This is a genomic window from Rhodococcus sp. NPDC059968, assembly GCF_042738615.1.
Taxonomy (GTDB): domain Bacteria; phylum Actinomycetota; class Actinomycetes; order Mycobacteriales; family Mycobacteriaceae; genus Rhodococcus_F.
In genome coordinates, this window is the sequence record NZ_JBHWUE010000016.1 from 98,294 (window position 1) to 118,996 (window position 20,703).

Annotated in this window: 16 protein-coding genes; 7 read left to right on the forward strand and 9 right to left on the reverse strand. The window is 64.5% G+C overall.

Annotated features, from left to right (window positions below; all coding sequences use genetic code 11):
* Window positions 1–32: 32 nt before the first annotated feature.
* The 3 genes from ACFWAY_RS16290 to ACFWAY_RS16300 form a co-directional block, all read right to left on the reverse strand.
* Complete coding sequence (locus ACFWAY_RS16290) at window positions 33–1,346, reverse strand: alkaline phosphatase family protein (protein WP_378511252.1); 1,314 nt, start codon at window positions 1,344–1,346, stop codon at window positions 33–35.
* Between the two features lie 582 nt (window positions 1,347–1,928).
* On the reverse strand, window positions 1,929–2,609 hold the full coding sequence (locus ACFWAY_RS16295) for an HAD family hydrolase (RefSeq protein WP_378511253.1): 681 nt from the start codon (window positions 2,607–2,609) through the stop codon (window positions 1,929–1,931).
* Window positions 2,610–2,652: 43 nt separating this feature from the next.
* Window positions 2,653–3,537 carry a MurR/RpiR family transcriptional regulator gene (locus ACFWAY_RS16300; protein WP_378511254.1) on the reverse strand — a complete coding sequence of 295 codons (885 nt, stop codon included), beginning with the start codon at window positions 3,535–3,537 and terminating at the stop codon, window positions 2,653–2,655.
* 618 nt (window positions 3,538–4,155) lie between these two features.
* On the opposite strand from ACFWAY_RS16300, the gene ACFWAY_RS16305 reads away from it, so the two are divergent.
* The 6 genes from ACFWAY_RS16305 (at window position 4,156) to ACFWAY_RS16330 (ending at window position 10,897) form a co-directional block, all read left to right on the forward strand.
* Window positions 4,156–5,286 carry an aminotransferase class I/II-fold pyridoxal phosphate-dependent enzyme gene (locus ACFWAY_RS16305; RefSeq protein ID WP_378511255.1) on the forward strand — a complete coding sequence of 377 codons (1,131 nt, stop codon included), beginning with the start codon at window positions 4,156–4,158 and terminating at the stop codon, window positions 5,284–5,286.
* Window positions 5,287–5,392: 106 nt separating this feature from the next.
* Complete coding sequence (locus ACFWAY_RS16310; RefSeq protein ID WP_378511256.1) at window positions 5,393–6,817, forward strand: alkaline phosphatase family protein; 1,425 nt, start codon at window positions 5,393–5,395, stop codon at window positions 6,815–6,817.
* 62 nt (window positions 6,818–6,879) lie between these two features.
* A complete protein-coding gene (locus ACFWAY_RS16315) occupies window positions 6,880–8,022 on the forward strand; it encodes an ABC transporter substrate-binding protein (RefSeq protein ID WP_378511257.1) in 1,143 nt (380 codons plus the stop codon).
* Window positions 8,019–8,915: an ABC transporter permease gene (locus tag ACFWAY_RS16320; RefSeq protein WP_378511258.1), complete on the forward strand. Its 897-nt coding sequence runs from the start codon at window positions 8,019–8,021 to the stop codon at window positions 8,913–8,915. Before ACFWAY_RS16315 ends, ACFWAY_RS16320 begins: the two co-directional genes overlap by 4 nt.
* On the forward strand, window positions 8,903–9,748 hold the full coding sequence (locus ACFWAY_RS16325; protein WP_378511259.1) for an ABC transporter permease: 846 nt from the start codon (window positions 8,903–8,905) through the stop codon (window positions 9,746–9,748). Before ACFWAY_RS16320 ends, ACFWAY_RS16325 begins: the two co-directional genes overlap by 13 nt.
* Before the next feature lie 33 nt (window positions 9,749–9,781).
* Window positions 9,782–10,897: an ABC transporter ATP-binding protein gene (locus ACFWAY_RS16330; protein WP_378511260.1), complete on the forward strand. Its 1,116-nt coding sequence runs from the start codon at window positions 9,782–9,784 to the stop codon at window positions 10,895–10,897.
* 1,054 nt (window positions 10,898–11,951) lie between these two features.
* Here ACFWAY_RS16330 and ACFWAY_RS16335 read toward each other — a convergent pair.
* The 5 genes from ACFWAY_RS16335 to ACFWAY_RS16355 are packed head-to-tail and all read right to left on the reverse strand — an operon-like array spanning window position 11,952 to window position 17,060.
* A complete protein-coding gene (locus ACFWAY_RS16335) occupies window positions 11,952–13,187 on the reverse strand; it encodes an NAD(P)/FAD-dependent oxidoreductase (RefSeq protein WP_378511261.1) in 1,236 nt (411 codons plus the stop codon).
* A complete protein-coding gene (locus ACFWAY_RS16340; protein WP_378511262.1) occupies window positions 13,165–13,962 on the reverse strand; it encodes an ABC transporter permease in 798 nt (265 codons plus the stop codon). Before ACFWAY_RS16340 ends, ACFWAY_RS16335 begins: the two co-directional genes overlap by 23 nt.
* The gene (locus ACFWAY_RS16345; protein WP_378511263.1) at window positions 13,940–14,836 is read right to left on the reverse strand and encodes a 2-aminoethylphosphonate ABC transporter permease subunit; all 897 of its coding nucleotides are present in this window, start codon (window positions 14,834–14,836) and stop codon (window positions 13,940–13,942) included. Before ACFWAY_RS16345 ends, ACFWAY_RS16340 begins: the two co-directional genes overlap by 23 nt.
* Window positions 14,833–15,945 carry an ABC transporter ATP-binding protein gene (locus tag ACFWAY_RS16350; RefSeq protein WP_378511278.1) on the reverse strand — a complete coding sequence of 371 codons (1,113 nt, stop codon included), beginning with the start codon at window positions 15,943–15,945 and terminating at the stop codon, window positions 14,833–14,835. Before ACFWAY_RS16350 ends, ACFWAY_RS16345 begins: the two co-directional genes overlap by 4 nt.
* 59 nt (window positions 15,946–16,004) lie before the next feature.
* Window positions 16,005–17,060: a 2-aminoethylphosphonate ABC transporter substrate-binding protein gene (locus ACFWAY_RS16355; RefSeq protein WP_378511264.1), complete on the reverse strand. Its 1,056-nt coding sequence runs from the start codon at window positions 17,058–17,060 to the stop codon at window positions 16,005–16,007.
* A gap of 245 nt (window positions 17,061–17,305) precedes the next feature.
* On the opposite strand from ACFWAY_RS16355, the gene ACFWAY_RS16360 reads away from it, so the two are divergent.
* Entirely contained in the window at window positions 17,306–18,295 is a 990-nt protein-coding gene (locus tag ACFWAY_RS16360; protein WP_378511265.1) for a MurR/RpiR family transcriptional regulator, read from the forward strand.
* 399 nt (window positions 18,296–18,694) lie between these two features.
* Here ACFWAY_RS16360 and ACFWAY_RS16365 read toward each other — a convergent pair whose 3' ends face one another.
* Window positions 18,695–19,543 (reverse strand): 3-hydroxybutyryl-CoA dehydrogenase, encoded by an 849-nt coding sequence (locus tag ACFWAY_RS16365; protein ID WP_378511266.1) that lies wholly within the window; start codon window positions 19,541–19,543, stop codon window positions 18,695–18,697.
* Window positions 19,544–20,703: the final 1,160 nt, after the last annotated feature.

The window sequence follows — 20,703 nt, forward strand, 5'->3', positions numbered from 1 at the left end:
TCCTCGTCGTTTGACGTGGCGACCGAGCGTCGTCATTCGCCAAATGGGGCAACGCTGATCGGCTTTTGAACACTTCCGATGCCGGACGGTGCCTCTTGTTGCTCCGTGCATCCGTTGAGTAGAAGATCGTGGATGTAGCGGTTGCGGTGTGGCCGCCCCGCACGTGAACCGAGGAATTCGGGCCGCGGTTGCTCACTGAGAATCAGTGGGATGGGCTGTTCGTAGCGACCTCCGTGGGATCTGAGGTGGCCGGGGGGCGGCGAGGCTGCATGAAAGGAGGCCGAGCGGCCAAGTACCATGCTTCGGTCACCGCTGACCGCGATGTCCCCGATGAGGTCGCTGGGTAGTTCGTATGCCGCGGCAGCTTCCCTGCCGGTGTAGGCCTCCGTGACACCTGCTGCATTCCCGATGATTTCAATCGCCCGATCACGGTCGGTGCGGTCAACGTATACCCAGGCGAATGATCCGAGTGCACCGTGGTGTGCTGTGTAGGGATCGGTGATAGGCAAGACAGCGTGGCCCTTGATGCCAGCTTCCTGCAGGACGTCTTCGAGAAGGATCAGACGGGGAGACCCGTCGTGGTTGTGTTTCGCATTCATTCCGTGGTCGGCAGTGATCCCGACAAGGAAGCCCTCGGCAAGGTAGATGCCGAGGCGATCGTCGAATGCGCTGTAGAACTGGTTGGCGAGGGCCGATCCAGGTGGTTCGCGGTGTTGCACGTAGTCGGTGAAGGAGACGTAGAGCAATCCGATCGGACCGGCTTGCCGATGCGCGGCGAGACCGATGTCCATGGCGTAGATGCTTGCGTCCCAGTCGTAAATGTGCGGTGCCGGCCTACCCACGAGGTCGGCTGCCGTCGCATCGCCGTAGGGTGCGATCGGCAGCGAATCTGCCTTCTCGACGCTCACCGAGGGCACTCCTCCCACGCTAAGGAGACGGCGGAGCTTGTCCTTGGCCGTCACCATGAGTACCGGGATCCCGTGAGCATGTAGGGCCGCATGGATTGTCGACGCGCGAAGATCGGACGGCTGCGTGAGCTGTCGTTCGACACCGTGGGGGTCACGGTAGTAGTTGCCTACGATGCCGTGGATCGCTGGTGCTACTCCGGTGACGATGGAGATGTTGTTCGGGTTGGTGAAGCTCGGCATCTCGGACAGGGCGTCGACCGAGAACGCGCCCCCGTCGAGCAGCGCCTGCAGGTTGGGCATACAGCCCTTCTCGAGCGCTGCGGTGAGGTATTCGACCGCGCATCCGTCGATTGTGATCACGACGGTTGGTTTCTGGGGCGCGATGTAACTCTGGCCGTTTGCGACAACCGTCTGTCGGCTGTGTTCGGTGGAAGACATGATCAGTTTCCTCCTTGATATTTCGCGGTGATGTTCGAACGGTCTGATATCTCAGGCTGGTGGCTGAAGTAGTCGCAGGGCATATCCGGCGTATCCGGCCCTGCTGATCCACGTTGGTGTTTCCGAACCTTCCGAGGAGGTGCGGGTGACGTCAACACCAGTGGGAGCCCGCGATTCGCGCAGGCTCATTTCCTCGTCGTCGATACGTGTCGGAGCAGCACCGCCGGGGCGGCATGGGTCCCGACGCCGGGCGCCATACGTACCATTCCAGACCGTACCCATTCGGTTCAGTGCCCTGAGCGTTGCTTGCCGATTGATGCGGTATGCCTCGACGAGCTTGGTTTCGCGAATCAGACTATGGTGCAGAGGATCTATTACGCCCAGCCCGCCTGGCGAGGGCCGGGCGATCGTGGGCGAGTCGGGATCCGGGAAATTGGTCGCCGCACGCACCCTGATCGGCTCCACCGGACCGGGCTCGAGCGTTGATGCAGAAGCTCTGGACTTCCTTCGGCGAAACCCTGCCGTGCAGACCTTCCTGCGGGCTAAGGCGGTGCGCCGGAGTTGGATTCACCCGGACAACTACTACTCCCCGATGATCGTGGCCAAGCCGGTGATGTCGTCGATGAGGTGGGTGTGGGGGGCGTGGGTGAGGGTGTCGCGGTCGTGTGCGCCGGTAAGCACTCCGGCGACCACGGAGGCGCCGGCGCGGGTGCCGCAGAGAAGGTCGTTGGTGGTATCGCCGACGACGGCGACTGCGGCGACGGAGTCGACCTGAAGGCGCAGGATCGCGGTCAGGACGGTGTCGGGGTAGGGGCGACCGCGGCCGACGTCCTCGGGGGAGAGGACGAGATCGACGGTGTCGGTCCAGCCGAGGTGCTCGAGGAGGGCGCGGCGGGTGGTGACGGAGAATCCGGTGGTGAGGGCGATCTTGACGTGGCGGTCGCGGAGGGCCTCGAAGGTGGTGGCGGCGCCGTCGATGGGTTCGACGACGCCCGCTCGGATCGCGTTCTCGAGTTCGAGTTCGAAGCGGGTGTGGGCGCGGCGGGCGAGGTCGTCGTCGCGGAGGAGGGCGCGGAACATGGTTGTCTTGGCTCCGCCGCGGGCACGGTGGAAGACGTGGTCGAAGTCGGCGGGGCGGTTGCCGTCGGTGACGTGATCGATGGCGGCGAGGACGGCTGTGCGGACGGCTCCGTGTTCGTCGACGGTGGTGCCGGCCATGTCCAGTACGGCCAGCGTGATCGGCGGGACAGAGTTGTGCAGCATCAGGGTGGGCTTCCTTGAGAGTGGGTCTGTTGTGGGCGGGATTTCAGAGCGAGTGTTCGGCGGTGACATCGGCCATGAGGTCGAGGGCGTTCTCTGCGGGCTGGGGACTACGCGCTGCGATACCGACGAAGATCGCGTCGACGACGCCGAGGTGTGCCAGTCGGCTCGACATTGCGGCCAGTCGGAACCCGTATTCCGGGCCGCCGGCGACGAGCGGGGCATCGGCGATGCGGGTCAGTGCCGAGTTGCTGTAACTGGTGATCGCGGCGACGAACGCGCCGGCCTGCTTCGCCGCCTCGGCGGCCGTCAGGGTTTCCCGGGTGGCGCCGGTGTTGCTGATCACCAGGCACGCGCATGAGGCGTCGAGCTGGCGCGCGGCAAGGTGTTGGGTCATGACATCGGCCGGGGCGCTGGCGGTGAGACCGAGCACCGACAGGCGGTACGCCGCGTCGTGGGCGGGCGCCACCGATGTCCCGTTGCCGATGACGAGGATCTTTGTTGCGGTCGAGAAGCGTTCGACCGTCTGGGCGAAGTGCTTGCCGTCGACGGTGCGGGTGGCATCGAGGAGTGCGTGGCCGCTGCGCCGCAGGATCCGGTCGAGGATTTCGGTCGGTGGTGTGGCCTCGTCGATTCGTTCGTCGTGCGAGAGGTTGACGTCGGTGTCCTGTTGGCGGGCCAGGTCGCGTGCGATGGCGAGCTTCACATCCTGAAAGCCGCGGTAGCCGATGCGTTGGCATGCCCGCACGGCCGACGACTGTGCTGTGCCGGCCTGGGCGGCAAGCTCGGTGGCCGAGGCGCGGACCACCGCCTCGGGGTCCTGCAGGATCGTCTCGAGCACCCGCTTGTCGGTTTCTCCGAGCCCGGACATCGCCGCCCGCGCCCGGGTGACGAACTCGCCACCGACCAATACCTGCTTCGTCATCGTCATCGTGACTGCTCATCTCCTAGGTCCGTAGGTCCAGGGCGTCCAGCGATCGCCGGCCGCGAGGGACACGCTAACAGTTGTCGGATGAACAATCCCATTGACAGGACTTCTATGGAATAGTTCATCCAGCGTTTGCTCAGAGTTGTGGTGGACGTTGCTGTTGCTGCATAGCGTCCTCCGGGTCCGAACACTTTCAGCGCCAAGGAACTTCATGTCCGATCACCCATCTGCAGCCATGCCGCGAGTGTGACCAGGCGGATGCCACCCGCCCGGTACGACGAGTTCGGCAATCGGTTGTGGCACAACAAGAGGTGGGCGAGTCAGCGCAGGGCGGCCGGTGGACGTCCGCAGGCTCTCGGTCGCCGGCGCGATGCCACAGCCGATTGGCGCGTGGTGACCGAGTCACTACGCCACGGTACAGACAGAGCTGCGATCCGGGGCCGTCGACCAGACGGTCCAGCGGCGCGAGGCCGTCATCACCGTGCGCCGGACCCAGCCCGCTCCTGGCGCATCGCCGGCAGGCCACGGATTACAACCCGACACCAGTCGCCCGACGACTGTGCTACCACCGCTGCCGCCCCTTCCGGGCGGATTACCAGCATCGGAAATGAGGAATGATCAATGATTACGCTGTCGCCGACCGCCGTCTTGCGGCAACGCGCCGAGCATCTGCGCCGCGAGGGCGTCGATGTCGTCGACCTCTCGGCGGGAGAACTCGACCTGCCAACTCCCGCCCATATCGTCGCCGCAGCGATCGAGGCCGCGGCCCGGCCGGAGAATCACTGCTACGGTCCCACCGGCGGTGAGGATCGCCTGCGGCAGGCGATCGCGGACCGACTTACCTTGCGCGCCTCGGCGCCCCTGGCAAGCTCGAACGTCCTGGTGACCCACGGCGCGAAACAGGCGCTGTTCAACACGTTCAGGGCCCTGCTCGAACCTGGGGACGAGGTCCTGATACCGGCACCGTATTGGGTGACCTTCCCCTCGTCCGTCCGCCTCGCCAACGGCAACCCGGTGATCGTTGAGCCGCCCGCCGGTGAACTCAAAGTAAGCCCGGACGAGTTGGAGGCCGCCCGAACCCCGGCGACGCGGGTGCTGCTGCTGTGCTCGCCGAACAACCCAACCGGCCAGGTCTACGACAAGACCGAGCTGCACGCCATCTTGTCCTGGGCGGCAGCCTGCGGCATCTGGATCGTCTCCGATGAAACCTATGTCGATCTCGGCTTCGGGTCCGTACCGGCACCGGGCCACGTCGAGCCAGCGGTGACCGACCGGCTCGTCACCGTGGGTAGCGTGTCCAAGTCGTACGCGATGACGGGGTGGCGGGTCGGCTGGATGTCGGGCCCGAAACAAGTCATCGACACCGCGACCGCCATCCAGTCCCACACGACCTCGAACGTCAGCCGCATCACACAGGCTGCCGCCTTCGCTGCCCTGACCGGACCGGACGTAACCGCCGAGTTCCGGTCGCTGCTGCGCGGCAGGCTGAGTCTGTGTGAGTCGATCCTGGGACCTCTCGGACTGCTGCAGTCGCCTCCTGACGGAGCGTTCTACCTCTTCCCCGATATACGGCGGTTCCACCCCGATGATGTCGCACTTGCAGACCACCTGCTGACCGCGGGCGTCATCACGGTGCCCGGTGCGTCTTTCGGAGCGCCCGGACATCTGCGATTGAGCTTCGCCGTCGACGACGCACAACTACGCCGGGGCCTGACGACCATGGCCACGATCCTCACCGACCGGATCAGCTGATGCCCTCACCCCACCGGCCAGCACATTACAACGCACGGTCGAGCCCGGAAACGCTCGCCCGAGCTCACAGCCCACGCGGACAAGCCCAACCGTGGGAGAGTCAGAAATGGTGAGTACGCTGCTCATCGTTGTCGACGGGCTCCGGGCGTCCGATGTGTCGAAGATGCCGTTCATCACCGAACTCGCTCGCCGCGGTGTCTCCTACGACCACGCGCGATCTGTTGCACCCTCACTGACATTCCCGGCAGCGGCGTCCCTGGCTACCGGACAGGCTCCGGCTGCGGCCGGGATAATGGGCAACTACATCTGGGCCGCCGGACGTCTGATCGATGCCGCCTGCCCCGACAACCTGGATCTGCTCCGGGCACGTCGAGGGAATCGACTGCTTCCAGTGCCCACTCTCAGCGAGCACCTGGCGGACCACGGACGCAAACTGGTCGCCGTCGGCACGGGTTCGAACGGGGGCACACTGCTGCTCAATCCGGGGGCGATCGACGGACACGGCGCGGTCATCGGCGCATATCCGTTCCAGAACGACGCCTTCTACGCCCAACCCGACAGTGTTCGGAACCAACTCGCGGGAAACGATCCGCGCACAGCGGATGGCCCCTTCCCCCAACTGGACTGGGCAGTGGACCTCATCGTCGACTACGTGATGCCCGAGCTCGCACCCGATGTCGTTGTGCTGTGGTCCGGCGAGCTCGATGACATCCAGCATGACAACGGCGCCGACCGTCCCGCCAGCGATGATGCACTCCTCGAGATCGACCGTCGCCTGCGCCGGCTGGTCGGTCGGGTTCGTCAGTCCGCACCGCACACCGACATCATCGTGACCTCGGACCATGGCTTCTCCAACGCAACTCACACCATTGACGTGGCCGAGACGGCGTCATGGATTCCGCTGCCGATCTCGCGCGATGTCCGCATCGTCGACAACAACGGTGGCCTGCTGGTGTATGCGGGCAAGCGGCTGCGCCCTGAAGAAGCCGATGCAGTGATCGAGGCCGTCATGTCAGCCGGGTGGTCCGGGCCCACTTTCGCTGAGCGCAGCAAAGTTCCGGGCGCCCTTTCGCTCGATGACTTACGGTCCGGACCGACAACCGACCCCGACTTGTTGGCGTACGTGTCGCTGACCTACCACGATCACGCTGGTGAGCTGCGCGTCGGCCTCAGCGCCCGAGGCGCCGGCGAACAACTCGCCGGGGGACATGGATCGACATCATCGGCAGACATGCACATACCGCTTGTCCTGAACGGGCCGAGCTTTCGAACCGCCGAACAATTCCACTTCCCCGCCGACCACCTCGACATCCCCCCAACCATCTGCTGGCTCATCGGCCTACCGGTCCCGCCGTCGATGTCCGGACGTGTACTCAGTGAGGCAAGCCCCCGTAGTACCGGCACCGGATCCGCAGCACCAGAAAGCCGACGTGTCGTCGCAGAGCGCAGTGCCGCCGACGTGACCACCGCCCATTTTCAGCAGTTCGGCGGGCGGCACTATTTCCTCTCCGCCGAGAGGTGTCGACCGTGAGCAGCAGGCTGATCGACCCTGATCCACCACTCACCTTTCCCAAGACCCGAAGGAACGCCCCCGTGATTTTCTCCCGCTTCCGTTTCGCCGGTGCCGCCGTGTGCGGCCTCGCGGTCATTGCTCTGACACTGAGCGCCTGCGGGTCGGCATCGACCGGCACCTCCACCGGCGCGCAGACCGCCACCTCCGCCTCCGATTTCGGCGACATGGACGCCCTGATCGCCGCGGCCCAGAAGGAAGGATCGGTCAATACGCTGGCACTGTCGCGGGACTGGGCCAACTACGGCGCCATCATCGACAGCTTCACCGCAAAGTACGGCATCACGGTCAACCTCGAGAACCCCCATGGTTCCAGCCAGGATGTACTCAACGCGATCACCTCCCGCAAGGGCCAGGAACGCGCCCCCGACGTCGCCGAAGTGGGTGCCGCCTTCGCGCTCAGCGGCCAACAACAGGGACTGTTCGCGCCGTACAAGGTCGCCTCGTTCAACAAGATCCCCGCCGACCAGGCCGCCGCCGACGGCACCTGGTACAACGACTACAACGGCTATGTCTCCATCGGCTGCGACGCCAAGAAGGTCACCACCTGCCCCAAGACCTTCGCCGACCTGCGCAACCCCCGGTACAAGGGCATGATCGCGCTCAGCGGCGACCCCTCCCAGGCGGGCGGCGCCTTCGCCGCCGTCTACGCCGCGGCCCTCGCCAACGGCGGTAGCTTGGACAACATCCAGCCCGGCATCGACTTCTTCGCGGAACTGCACAAGATCGGCAACTTCAACCCCGTCCAGGCGACGCAGGCGACCATCGGGTCGGGCGAGACACCGATCGCCATCTACTGGGACTTCCTCAACACCGGTTACGCCGACGAGTTCAACTCCAAAGGCCTGGACTGGCAGGTGAACATCCCCACCGACGGCAAGTACGCCAACTACTACACCCAGGCCATCAACAAGTGGGCACCACACCCGGCCGCCGCACGACTGTGGCAGGAATACCTCTACAGCGTCGAGGGCCAAAACCTCTTTCTCGCTGGCTACGCCAGACCGGTACTGACGTCCTCGATGCAGCAGGACGGCACCCTCGACCAGGCGGCCGCCGCCAAGCTGCCCCCCGTCAGCGGCACCGCGGCCTTCCCGACACAGGACCAGCTCAACAACGCCAAGCAGGTACTCGGCCAGGGCTGGGCGAAGGCCATCTCCGGATGACTCTCACCGATACGAACACGACGACCACGAACACAACGGCGCCCCCCGGCGCGTCTGCCCGCCGCTCCGGGACGGCGGGACGGCTCCTGGCGGTCACGCCGCTGCTGGCGTTCGTGGCCGTCGCATTCGGGGTGCCCGCGCTCGCCATGATCAGCGGCGCACTCACCGCACCGGACGGCAGGCTCACCACCGCCAACATCACCGCCTCACTCCACGACCCCTACCTCACAGCCCTCCTCGGAAGCGTCAAACTGTCACTGACGGCCGCCCTGCTCGCCACCCTCGCCGGACTGCTGCTCGCACAGGCCGTAGTGACCTCCCGATTCGCCGCGCTGCGGCACGCGGTGCTCAGCGCATCAGGGGTGCTCGCCAACTTCAGCGGCGTACCGGTCGCCTTCGCCTTCGTGGCCACACTCGGCAACGCGGGCGTGCTCACCCAACACCTCGGCCTGGACAAGATCGGGTGGAGCCTGTACAGCTTCTGGGGCCTGGTCCTGGTCTATCTGTACTTCCTCATCCCGCTCATGGTGCTCACCGTCATCCCAGCCCTCGATGGCCTCCGGACGCAATGGCGCGAGGCCGCGCAAAACAACGGCGCGTCCACATGGCAATACTGGCGGTACGTCGCTCTGCCGGTGCTCACACCCTCGCTGCTCGGCGGCTTCATCTTGCTCTTCGGCAGTTCCTTCTCGGCCTACGCCACCGCACGCGCCATGGTCGGCGCCACGGTGCCGCTGCTCACCCTGCAGATCGCCAACGCGCTCAACGGCAACGTTTTCGTCGGGCAGGGCAATGTGGGACTCGCGATGAGCCTCGACATGGTCGTGGTCGCCGGTGTGGTGATGGCTCTCTACATCCCCCTGCAGCGCAGGAGCACCCGATGGCTGGTCTGAACGAACCCACCCCGCCGCGGCGCGCGCGGACCCGACCCTCGTTGGGGCGCAGAGCCATACTGCTGGTGAGCGCGGTCTACTTCGCCGTCCCGTTGCTCTGCGCTGTCCTCTACACCATTGACGACCCCGGCGCAGGGTTCACTCTCGACGCCTACACCGGCATCCTCGACGCCCCCGGCTTCTTGCCGTCACTGGCGATGTCCCTCGGCCTCGCAGCCACCACCACCGCCGTGGTGTTGCTGATCCTGGTCCCCGCGATGGTCGCGGCGCGGCTCGGAGGTCCGCGACTGCGCGCGGTCGTCGAGGTGGTGTGCTCGCTGCCGCTCGTCGTGCCCGCGCTGGCACTGGCCGCCGGGCTCACCACGGTGTTCAAGTGGGGACCCGACTACCTGGCCGACACACCGTTCTTCGCGACGATGATCGCGATCCAGAACCCCTCCTTCCCGGTGGTCCTGGTGCTCGCCTTCGTGGTGCTGGCGCTGCCGCTCGCCTACCGGGCACTCGACACCGGGCTGCGCGCCCTCGATGTACCCACGCTCATGGAGGCGGCCCAGAACAACGGCGCGAGCCGCATCCGTGCGGTGGTCACGGTGATTCTGCCCAACCTTCGTGGCGCCCTGCTCAGCGCCATCGCGCTCACCCTCGCCCTGGTGCTCGGCGAGTTCACGGTGCCCTCCGTACTCGGCTTCCAGACGTTCGCCGTGTGGATCGTCAATAGCTCCAACGGCGCTCAAGGTCCCGTCACCATCGCCATCTCCATGATCAGCCTGCTGCTCACCTGGGCGCTGCTGGTCGTGCTCTCCGCAAGCGGCGGACCCCGCCACCGGGCCTAGACCCCAGCACTTGACGAAAGAGAGATCCCAGCCATGCCGAACGCAACCCTTGCCCCGCCCACCATCACCGCCTCCCCGGCAACCGGTGCCACCGTGGAACTCCGGCAGCTGCGGCGCTCCTACGGCCAGGCGGTCGCGCTCGACAGCTTGAACCTCGAGATCAGGCCCGGCGAACTGCTCGCCCTGCTCGGCCCGTCCGGCTGCGGCAAGACCACTGCGCTCCGCACACTCGCCGGGTTCGAGATGCCCGACTCCGGCCAGGTGCTGGTCGACGGCGAGGACGTTACGTCCGTGCCCGCGCACCGGCGTGACGCCGGGATGGTCTTCCAGTCCTACAGTCTCTTCCCGCACCTCAATGCCGCGGACAACGTAGCCTTCGGGCTGCGCATGCGCAGGGTCGGGGCAGCCGAGCGCCGCGCCCGCGCCACCCACCTCCTCGACCTGGTCGGGCTTCCACAGCACGGCGACCGTTACCCGCACCAACTCTCCGGTGGCCAGCAGCAACGCATCGCGCTCGCCCGCGCGCTGGCGCTGCGTCCACGCGTTCTCCTGCTGGACGAGCCGCTGTCCGCCCTCGACGCCAAGGTCCGCCTGACACTCCGCGACGAAATCCGGCGGCTGCAGCGCGAACTCGCCATCACCACCCTATTCGTCACCCATGACCAGGAAGAGGCGCTGTCGATGGCCGATCGTGTCGCCGTGATGCGCGCGGGCCGCCTCGAGCAGTGCGCCGCACCCGCCGAACTGTATGCGCGCCCGGCGACTGCCTTCGTCGCCGAGTTCGTCGGCACCATGACCCGGGTACCCGGCTATACCGTAGACGGCGGCACGACCGTTGAGGTGCTCGGCCGCCGGCTGCCCGTCGATGGGCCTGGCCATGGCGCGGACCGGGACGTGGACGTACTGGTACGGCCCGAGTCCGTCCAGCTGACCGCCGAACCGGACGGCACCGCGCGGGTCACCGGGATCACGTTCCTCGGCTCGGTCACCCGCCTCACCGTGCGGCTCGCCGATGGCACCACGGTCAAGGCCGACCTGTCCAGTTACGATGCCTCGGCCTTCCCGGTGGGGGCCGCAGTCGCCGTGACACTGCAGGACCGGTCGGTCATGGTCGACAAGCGCCACGGTGAGAGGGCGTCCGACGACTGAAGCCGCCTGACCGTTCTGCCTCATAAGGCCACGCCACTTCGCCTCCGCCGACACGGCGATCTCAGCCGAGATTCCACCGAGTTTGCGAGCGGGGTCGGGGGCAGGGCCGTCGAAGGGCTCGAATCATCGAAAGACCCGGCAAAGTACATTCGATCCGGGATAACCGATGAACTGCACCCTCTGGGTGCATCGGCGAACGACACCGCGCGCCTGATCTCCTCCGCGCGCTCGGAACCAGCGCCACCCAGCTTCGCGGCCTGGGGAGGGCGAAACCGCTGAGTGTGCTGGCGATTCTGCGTGCGGGAGTGATGGGCATGGAGGATGGGGAGGTTGAATTTTTCGTTCCCCTGTCCCGCGCTCCACGGGTCCGGAACGGATACCCAGGCCACCCGGCAGGCTATCGAGGTGAGGATGCCTCGAACACCTTCCACGAGTGGTTGTTTCGGGCGAGATGATTCACGCGGGACCAGTCGAGCGTGTTCTCGGTGGTTATGCCTGCGGTCAGCGGCGATGCCCGCAAGAACATGGGCACGGTGGATCGTTCCTGCGGACTCCGGCTACGCACCACGACCGATGTTGGATGATTGAGTGCGGTGGATCAATCCGGTCATTCGCGGGATGAACCACCATGGCCGGTGTTACCGGACCGAGATCCACGCCGTACTGCGGTGCATGAACACCTAGTGGGCGCGAGCATAATTCAAGGCTCAGACCATTCGAAAAGGCCCCGTCAACGAGGGGGAATAATTTTCGGCCGGCGTTGACAGGCCCAGCGATAGTGGGAAGGGCCTGCACGCAGCGGCAAGCGGACTGTCCGCGCATGAGGTGTGGACGACCGAGTTCCGACCGCCAGGATGAGCGGCGTGCCGGGAACTGACACGCTTGGTCCTGTGGGAGCGCGAGGATGAAAGTCCGAGGCTACCGTCCCCTCGACCTCGCTGGCTTAAGACCCTCGAACACGCGTCCAACGAAGCGCGCCGGCGTAAGGTGGCCCGGCCGCGTGTCTGACACGTCCGAGACCACCCACCACCGGATTTCCCTGATCTGGCCGATCCTAGGACGACGACAGAACGTCGCCTGGTTTCACTGTGCGGAGACCGTCCCGCTCGGGACGGTATTTTGCGAGCCGCACACTATCTTGGTCGGTCACAATCTCGGTTGCAGCGAGCCGTCCCAGCATGGGCGCCAGGATTGCGCCCATGTGCGTTACGAGCTCGTAGTAGCCGCCGAGCGTGCTGATTCTTCCGACCGAGGGCAGGGTGTCCAGTGGGAGGGGGCGCCAGCCGACCCGAGCATCGATGACACGGCTCGTCTCGAGATCGGGTATGACGGTTTTGGCGAGTGTGTAGAGATCGTCGACTTGCTGGTCGTCGGCGAATCCGCTGGCGTCCAACTGTGCGTCAATTTCACGGCTGTGGAGCAGCATCTGGCAGTCGCCGTCGGGCCGAATCTCGACGTGCGGACTGTGCATTGCCCAGGTTGTTCGGAAGTTCTTGCTTCGTAGTCTGGCGACGAGTCCAGGGCTCGACAACAGTGGGAGATCTCGACCCACGAGTGACGCTATGTGTCCGCTCCATTGACCTGCTGCGTTGACGAGAACATCGAGGGTGTAGCGGGAGCCGTCATCGAGCACCACTCCGGTGACGGACGAACTGTCCGTGTCGATGTGCGTCACGGTCCTTCCAATGACCGTCTCGGCTCCGTGTGCCTTCGCTGCGGCCAACAATCGGTGAATCAACGCGGGGGCATCGATCCAGGATTCTTGTGGGAATACCAGCACCGGTTGGTTCGGCGATTCGAATTGGATCGTTGGTTCGATTGACTCGCGGACATCTTGGGCACTACGGATGTTTACTTGATATCCGTAGCCTGCGATTTGGTCGGCGTGCGCGAGGAGCTCCTTTTCGGTGTCGGAGCCGTGAACTGCCCAACGGAGATGCCCAGAAGGCTGAAACCAGTGCTCGCCGCCGATGTCATCGGCAAGTGCCGAGACTTCGCTCATGGCGGTATGGCACAGATCGAAGTAATCTCGATCCTCGATCGCGGGCGCACTCGCGCTGATCCACGCGAAGCTCGACCCGCTCGTGCCCCCACCAGGGCTGTGTGAGTCGAACACGGTGACCTTGGCGCCCAGTGCTGCCAAGTGATACGTGGTTGCGGCGCCCATGAGACCGGCACCAACGATACCTACCCGAATCTGCAACGGATTTCCTCCTACGATCGATCTTGTGATGGTGAACTGTCTGGTAAGCGGGGTATTTGGGGCTTTAGCGGACGGCGGCGCGCCCACGGATTCGTCCCAGCGCAAGGAGCGACAGCAAGGTCAGCAGGAGCAAGATTGTCGTACATGCCGATGCCTGGAACGTCTGACCGCGGTCGCTCAGCGCGAAGATCGTCACTGGCAGCGTCTTCCAGGTGGCCGGGTACACCATGATCGTTGCCCCAAGCTCGCCCATCGACAGTGCGACGGCCAAGCCGGCCGCCGCACCCAAGGCTGGCAGAAGCAGCGGCACAGTGACCCGGATCAGCACGCGAACCGGGCCTGCGCCAAGGGATTCAGCGATCTGCGTGTATGCCGGATCGAGGCGCTCGAGCGCTGCCGATACCGAACTGAACGCGAAAGCCAGTACCAAAGTGGCATGGGCGAGGATGACGATCCATTTCGTCCCGCCCAGCAGGAAGGGGCGCGAGTTGAAGGCAATCAGAAGTCCGAGCCCGACAGCAACCGACGGCACTGCGATGGGTAGATGGAACACGGCGTCGATCACCCTACTCAGCCAGCGAGGAGATTCGCGCGCAACCAACGCCGCCCAGGTTCCCACCACCAACGCGATGGCCCCAGCGAGGTACGCCGTCTGCAGACTCACGGAGATGGTATCGAGATTCTCCCCGGACAGTGCGTCGTCGAAATGTGCGAGATTGAGGTCCGACGGCAGGGGACCGTTCCATGCCCCTGCCAGGCTCGCGAGTAATACCGTTCCCAATGGCGCGACAAATACGACGAGCACGACAACCGCGAAGATCGCGAGAATCGCTGACTTACTACGCCGGCTCCACAGCAACACCTGGAGTCTCCTTCCTGCGACTGGCCATCGCTCGCGCGAAGCTCACCCGATACAGGCCGTAGAGGGTCAGCGAAAGCCCGATCTGAACGGTGGCGACCGCGGCGGCGCCGGGAAGATCGAAGGTGACGATTCCCTTCGTGTAAATCAGTACCGGTAGTGTGGTGACGCCCTTCGCGCCGGTAAACAGAACAATCCCGAACTCGTTGAGCGACAGCAACAGAACCAGACCACCGCCCGCCACCAATGCCGGCCACGCTTCGGGCATGACGACCGAACGCAGTACTCGCCACGGTGATGCACCGAGGCTTGCCGCAGCATCGAGATGTTGCCGGGGAAGAACTGCGAAGGACGCCAGCAGCGACCGAACAACAAACGGTGTGAAGAAGGTGATCTCGGCCGCGATCACCCCGGCCGGGGTGTAGAGAAAGTTCACCATCGGTGATGCCTCGCCTGTAGCGAGTGAGATCGCCGCATTGAGCAGCCCGGCCGTACCGTAGAGGAAGGTGAACGCCAGCGTAATCAAAAACGAGGGAAGCGCGAGCACTGTGTCGATACACCGCCCGATCATTCGAGATCCGGGAAAGGGGACAAACGCCAGTACGATAGCCAAGAAGGTACCAAGAACCAGACATCCTGCCGTCGATGTCACCGCGATCGCGACCGTCCGCCACAGCGCCTCGCGAAACGATGCCGAAGCCAACATTTTCGACCAGGTCGACTCGCCGCGAACCGACTCCAGGCATACCCGAACCAGCGGGTACACCGCGACGACGAGCACCATCAGCAGCGGTGGCATGGCCCACAACACCGCATACGAACGCGGACCCCGCTGCGCTGTCCCGGCCGGCGCGGTCCGCTCCCGCACCGCGGTCACGGCGCCTCGTGCACAAGCACGCCGGCCGGATCGGCAAACCGCACGCCCACCTCGTCGCCGATTCCGAAATGCAGGTGCCCGGGCGTATCGACCTCGATCAGTTGATCAGGCAACCCTGCGAGGTCCACCACAAGCCGGGTGGTGGCGCCCCGCCACACCGCGGCAGTCACAATACCTCGCACCGCATCCGTTTCGGCCGGCGAGCCGATCTGCACGGTGTGCGGACGTACGCACAACAGGGTTGTTGATCCCACTCGCCAATCCCGTGCCTCGGCTGACGGGTGCGGCACCTCTGCGTGGACGGTCCGGCCCGCAAACGAAACCAACGCCGACGTGCCGAAGATCCGCTCGAGCCTGCACCGGATCAGATTGGCACCCCCGAGGAAGGCCGCGGTAAAACTCGACTGCGGCCGATTCCACAGGTTCTCGGCGGTGTCGACATCGATCAACCGCGCATCGTTCATGACGACGATTCGGTCGGCCAGCGCGAGCGCTTCAGCCTGATCGTGGGTGACATACAGCATCGTGGTGTCCGGAAGCGCGTTTCTGAGCGCCTGCAGCTCGGACAGCATCGACTGACGCAACCGCGCGTCCAACGCCGCCAACGGCTCGTCCAGCAGCAAGACGCGAGGTTTGATCGCCAACGCTCGCGCGATCGCGATCCTCTGCTGTTGTCCGCCGGAGAGCTCACGGGGCAACCGGTCGCCATGAGCACGCATGCCCACCATGTCCAGCGCCTCGGACACTCGTGCGGCGATGTCACGTCGCGCAACGCGTTGTGCCTTCAGACCGAATGCCACATTGTCCGCCACCCGCATGTGCGGGAACAGCGCATACGATTGCAGCACCACGCCGATACCTCTTTTTGCCGGCGGCACGTCAGTGACATCGCTACCCGCAAGTCGAACCCGGCCAGAGGTGGGACGGACGAAACCGGCCAGTGCGTTCAGTGCTGTCGACTTTCCTGACCCGCTTGGCCCGAGCAATGCAACCGTCTCGCCCTCGGCGACGCTCAGGTTGAAGTCGACCAGGGCATTCGTCGCCTCCCGCCCCCGCCCGTATCTCACACCGACACGGTCGAAAGTGATTGCTGACGTGTCGGTTGCCATCTCCGGCTGTCCGGAGCGTGGACGTGCGACTTTGCCCTGCCAAACCTTGGACTCAGTCATCAGCTACCGGTGGCCCTCTGGTAGGCGGCCAGATCGGTTTCGAGGTCCGAGACTACTGCGTTCCAGTCCGGCACCCAGACCTCAACGCCTTCAAGGACTGCGGCGGGCGTGTTGGGGCCGGCTGACGTACTTGTGGAAACGCGGACATGCTCACGCACCGGGATGGCTAGCGCTTCGGTCGCGACCGTCTGCTGAATCTTGTCGGACAACATGAAGGCCAGCAGTTTCTTGGCCTCATCCTGGTGCGGTGCACCCTTCACAACGCCGGCGAGGGCCGGCACCGCGACGGTGGTGCGCTTGCCGTCACTGTCAGCAGGGAAGAAGATGTTGACATTCGCTCTGTTGCTTTTGATCGCCCCGAGGTCAACCTGTACATCGCCGTTGGCAACCAGCAGTTCACCGTTGCTGACTTTAGGTAGCAACTTTCCAGTCGAGGAGGACGGACCGACGTTGTTGATCTGAAGCTGTGCCAGATAGTCGAGCGCGCCTTGCTTTCCGCGCAGATGTTGTAGCAGCACCAGTGCAGCGGTGCCGTCACCGGCCTGCCCTGGTGTCGAATACTGCAGCTTGCCTTTGAATGCGGGATTCAACAGGTCATCCCAGGTAACCGGTTGTGGATCAGCGCCCGGATTGGCGATGAAGCACAACGCGTTGTTGAGAATCGGCACATACCGACCCTCCGGGCCGATCTGCTCGGCGGGAATGTCCGCTGTGTCTTGACCACTGGCCACCAGCAGCCCGGATTTGTCAGCCTTCTGGATGAACGGCGGCAACGTCACCATGAGATCGGCCTGGGTGTTGGATTGCTCCTTCTCCACCCGCGAGACCACCTCTCCTGAGCCGGCCTGGACGAGGTTGACCGATATGCCAGTCTCGTCTGTGAATTTCTTGAACACGCCGTCATACCAGGTGGCCAATCCGTCAGCGCTGTAGACCGTGACTGTGGCGCCGTCGGATCCTGATGCCCCAGTCCCGCCGCAGGCGCTGATCAGGGAAACGGCCATTGCGGCGGAGGTAGCGAGTGCGGCGACATGGAAGATCTTGCGGATGAGCATCTTTCGGTCTCTTCTTTGGTAGTCCTCGACGTGGGCGAAATCTCGAGGAGGCGGGTGGTCGGAGCCGATGACGTGAAGGACAGTCGGTTGGCCTGTGCTCGCCGACGGCGACGCGAACGAGGACAGGGGGCCGCTAGTGGCCCTCGCACGCGGACGATCTCGTGGTACGGGCTCGTCGAGCGCGGCGCTTCTCTGGCGATAACCGGAATGCTAAGCAGGCCGGATGTCGTAGAAGCATCCCACCGGTGAACAATGGGGAAAAATTCCGAAGTAATCGGCAAGAGGAGGAACTTTCCTCCACAGCGCGTGTCACTCGGAGTAAATTGGCACGCGTGACAGCGAAGATACGTACCCAGCCGAACCCCACACGCCTGCGGACCGGAGAGGTTGCCGCCCGCATCCAGGCCGCCCGTGCTCAAATGGTGCCGAGCGCCCTGAAGTTCGTGGGCCTCGTACTCGAGGACCCGCAGGGGGTATTGACCTCCTCGGTGTCGGAAGCCGCCGATAGAGCGGGTACATCAGAGTCCACGGTCATCCGCGCCTGTCAGGGACTGGGCTTCAAAGGATTTCATGACCTCAAGCTCGCGTTGGCCAGCGACCTGGCCACACAAGATGTCGAGAGCTATGAGCTCGAGCGCGCCGAAGGAATCACTTCACGCACCCCACGGAGGGAAGTTCCGAGACGGGTGCTGCGCAGCAGCGCAGCTGTCCTTCAGGACGCCGTACGCACGCTGGATCTGGACGCATACGAAGGAGCGCTCGATGCGCTTGCCTCGGCCCGCCGCATCCTCGTGATCGGCAACGGCACGTCGTCCGCGCCGGCTCGAGACTGCGCCTACCGACTGACCACCCTGGGACTTCTGGTGCACTCCCCGTCGGATACCTTCGGCCAGAATTTGATTGCCCGAGCACTCGAGGAACGTGATGCAGTCCTGGCAATCAGCCACACGGGCGCCACCAAGGAAACGCTCCATGCGGTCGAAGCAGCCCACGACAGGGGGGCGAGCGTCGTCGCGGTGACCAGCTACCTCCGTTCACCATTGACGAACCACGCCGATCATGTCCTTGTCGCGGGCGGCCCTGAGCTCGGTTTCCGTCAGGAGGCGATGACTAGCCGCCTCGCACATCTAGCCGTTCTGGACACCATCTTCGTCGGAATCGCCCTCTGCCGACCGAAACGGGCCCGCGAGTTCCTGGACGTCATGTCCGAGGTCACCGCCGAACATAGCCTGTGAGGTCCCCTTGTCAGAGCCCCGTACTCGCTACTGGACTTTGACAACGCAATCAGGATCCGGGGGTTCGAAACGGTGTCTGCCTGCGGCGCTGCAGCCGGGTTCGTGGTTGGTCTTCGACCGGCCCACAGAGGTCACGCACACTGTAAGTCACCTCGATCAGACTCTCGGCGAGCGAGGTGTGGGGTTTGAGATCCAAACCGACCGGGGTATGTATTGGGGTCGCTCGGATATCGTCGGCAACACCGCGTACCTGTGCCGTCCGGACCGAAGGATTGTTGCCGAATGCAACGCTGGTGGTCGATCACTTCCACCGGTGCAGCCAGCCAATGACACGGTCACCGCAGAGCATCCCGGGGACCGGCTCGGCGTCTACGAGCTTGGCCTTACCAAACTTTCAGCTCAGCTGTAGTTGTAGAAGCCGCGGCCGGTCTTGCGTCCGAGGCGGCCGGCGTCGACCATGCGGCGCAGCAGCGCCGGCGGTGCGTAGTGCGGTTCGGCGAACTCGGTGTGCAGCGACTCCGCTGCCGCGAGCGCGACGTCGAGGCCGACGGTGTCGAGCAGGGTCAGCGGGCCCATCGGGTAGCCGCAGCCGCCCTTCATCGCGGCGTCGATGTCCTCGGCCGAGGCGTACCCGGATTCGAGCATCCGCACCGCCTGGCACAGGTACGGGATCAGCAGTGTGTTGACGATGAACCCGGATCGGTCCCCGGCCTGCACGGTGGTCTTGCGCAGGGTGTTGCGCGCGTAGTCGGTGACCGCGGCGGCGGTCTCCGAGGAGGTGACGAGGGTGGAGATGATCTCCACCAGCGGCATCACCGGTACCGGGTTGAAGAAGTGCACGCCGACGACCTGCTCGGGACGTTGCGTGGCGCCCGCGACCTTGATCACCGGGATCGAGGAGGTGTTGGTCGCCAGGATGCCGGACGGTTTGACGGTTTTGTCGAGCTTGCCGAAGACCTCGTACTTGAGCTCCTCGATCTCCGGGGCGGCCTCGATGACGAGGTCGCGGTCGGCGAACTCCGCGATGTCGAGGGTCACACGCACCCGGGCGATCGCGGTGTCCGCCTCTTCCTGGGTGATCTTGCCCCTCGCGACACCGCGCGAGATAGAGGACGCGATCCGCTGCTGCGCGGCGACGGCGAACTCCTGCTTGGTCTCGAGCACGAGGACCCCGCTCCCGGCCTTCGCACACACCTCGGCGATCCCGGCACCCATGGTGCCGCCACCGATCACTCCGATCAGCTCCACAGAGTCATTCCTTCAAGTTCGGTTTGTTTGGTCAGATTGTCGGCGGTCAGTTTTCTGGTTCAGGCTGTAATTCGACAGTCCCCGCTCTCGTGTATGACGTGGGGTTGTGAGGGATCTCGATCGAGCGATGTTATTGCGGACAATCCGTAGATGTGCTCGGCGGGAGTGATGCCTTGGTGAAGTCGGGCCGTCTGGAACCGCACAGCAGCCTGGAGTCGGTGACGGTATTCTCCGATATCAATTGCGAAAGCGGCTGCAACGTGCTCAGGGGTGGGTCCTCCGAGTGGTTCCTAGAGAAGCGCGAAATCGAGAATGTCAGTGTCGCGTTGGGTATGCCACATTTCTTTCCTGCCTAGGTTGCCCAGGCCTTCCTGCGGGGCGGCCCGGGAATTCTTTCCGTGCAGTGGTTTCCGGGCCACTGGCGGGCTGGCTCGAGCCGTGTAACTGAACGTCGGAGATCTTTGCGCTTACCGGACGGCCGGGGAACTGTGTGATCGCGCGGTGGCGCGGGTACGTGCTCGCAAAAGTGCGTGTCTCTTCTTCAGTGCAGCTCGATTCGGGAATGACCTGCCATAGACGCTCGATGAACCGGTGGGTTGTCATTCCGAAATGGACGAGGGTCTCTTCTTCGGTGGGGCCTCCATAAGGGGTCCACTGGGTGGCGAAAGCGATCAGGAGGTTCGCTTCGGTATCGGGATGTTTGTGGTGGGTGTCGTTCCAGGCGGCGTGTCGCCTTTGGCGCCATTGGCGGTATTTGTGAGGGTTCATGGGGTTTCACACCTAATCGGGCTCGTGGAGGCCTTCGCGGTGGTGGTTGTCGTCGTCTCAGGGTGGGTAGAAGTCGCGGGTAGTGCGTGGTTTGCGGTGCAGCCTGTGGGGCTGGTAGTCGGTTCGTCCGAAAATCGTGTGTGACCGGGCAAGGCCTGATGTAGGCAAAATCCTGAGCGGTCGCCGATGTGGGCGAAGAAATTCCGCGGGGAGCGTGAATTCATTTCTCGGCACGTACCGAGACGTCGGCCTGCTAGGTGCAGACCGGTCCGGTCCAGTTCGGCCCGGACTCGGTCGGCTGTTCTTGAAAGTTGTATTGCCGTCAGCAGTAGAGCTGGCGATTCTTTCTCGCACCGGTGGGTGCCGAGGCCGACGCCGGGTCCTGGCACGGC

Excerpts from the sequence above, each read along its gene's own strand:
- ACFWAY_RS16290 (WP_378511252.1), bottom strand. The coding sequence starts at position 1,346 with ATGTCTTCCACCGAACACAGCCGACAGACGGTTGTCGCAAACGGCCAG.
- ACFWAY_RS16295 (WP_378511253.1), bottom strand. The coding sequence starts at position 2,609 with ATGCTGCACAACTCTGTCCCGCCGATCACGCTGGCCGTACTGGACATG.
- ACFWAY_RS16300 (WP_378511254.1), bottom strand. The coding sequence starts at position 3,537 with ATGACGATGACGAAGCAGGTATTGGTCGGTGGCGAGTTCGTCACCCGG.
- ACFWAY_RS16305 (WP_378511255.1), top strand. The coding sequence starts at position 4,156 with ATGATTACGCTGTCGCCGACCGCCGTCTTGCGGCAACGCGCCGAGCAT.
- ACFWAY_RS16310 (WP_378511256.1), top strand. The coding sequence starts at position 5,393 with ATGGTGAGTACGCTGCTCATCGTTGTCGACGGGCTCCGGGCGTCCGAT.
- ACFWAY_RS16320 (WP_378511258.1), top strand. The coding sequence starts at position 8,019 with ATGACTCTCACCGATACGAACACGACGACCACGAACACAACGGCGCCC.
- ACFWAY_RS16325 (WP_378511259.1), top strand. The coding sequence starts at position 8,903 with ATGGCTGGTCTGAACGAACCCACCCCGCCGCGGCGCGCGCGGACCCGA.
- ACFWAY_RS16330 (WP_378511260.1), top strand. The coding sequence starts at position 9,782 with ATGCCGAACGCAACCCTTGCCCCGCCCACCATCACCGCCTCCCCGGCA.
- ACFWAY_RS16350 (WP_378511278.1), bottom strand. The coding sequence starts at position 15,945 with ATGGCAACCGACACGTCAGCAATCACTTTCGACCGTGTCGGTGTGAGA.
- ACFWAY_RS16355 (WP_378511264.1), bottom strand. The coding sequence starts at position 17,060 with ATGCTCATCCGCAAGATCTTCCATGTCGCCGCACTCGCTACCTCCGCC.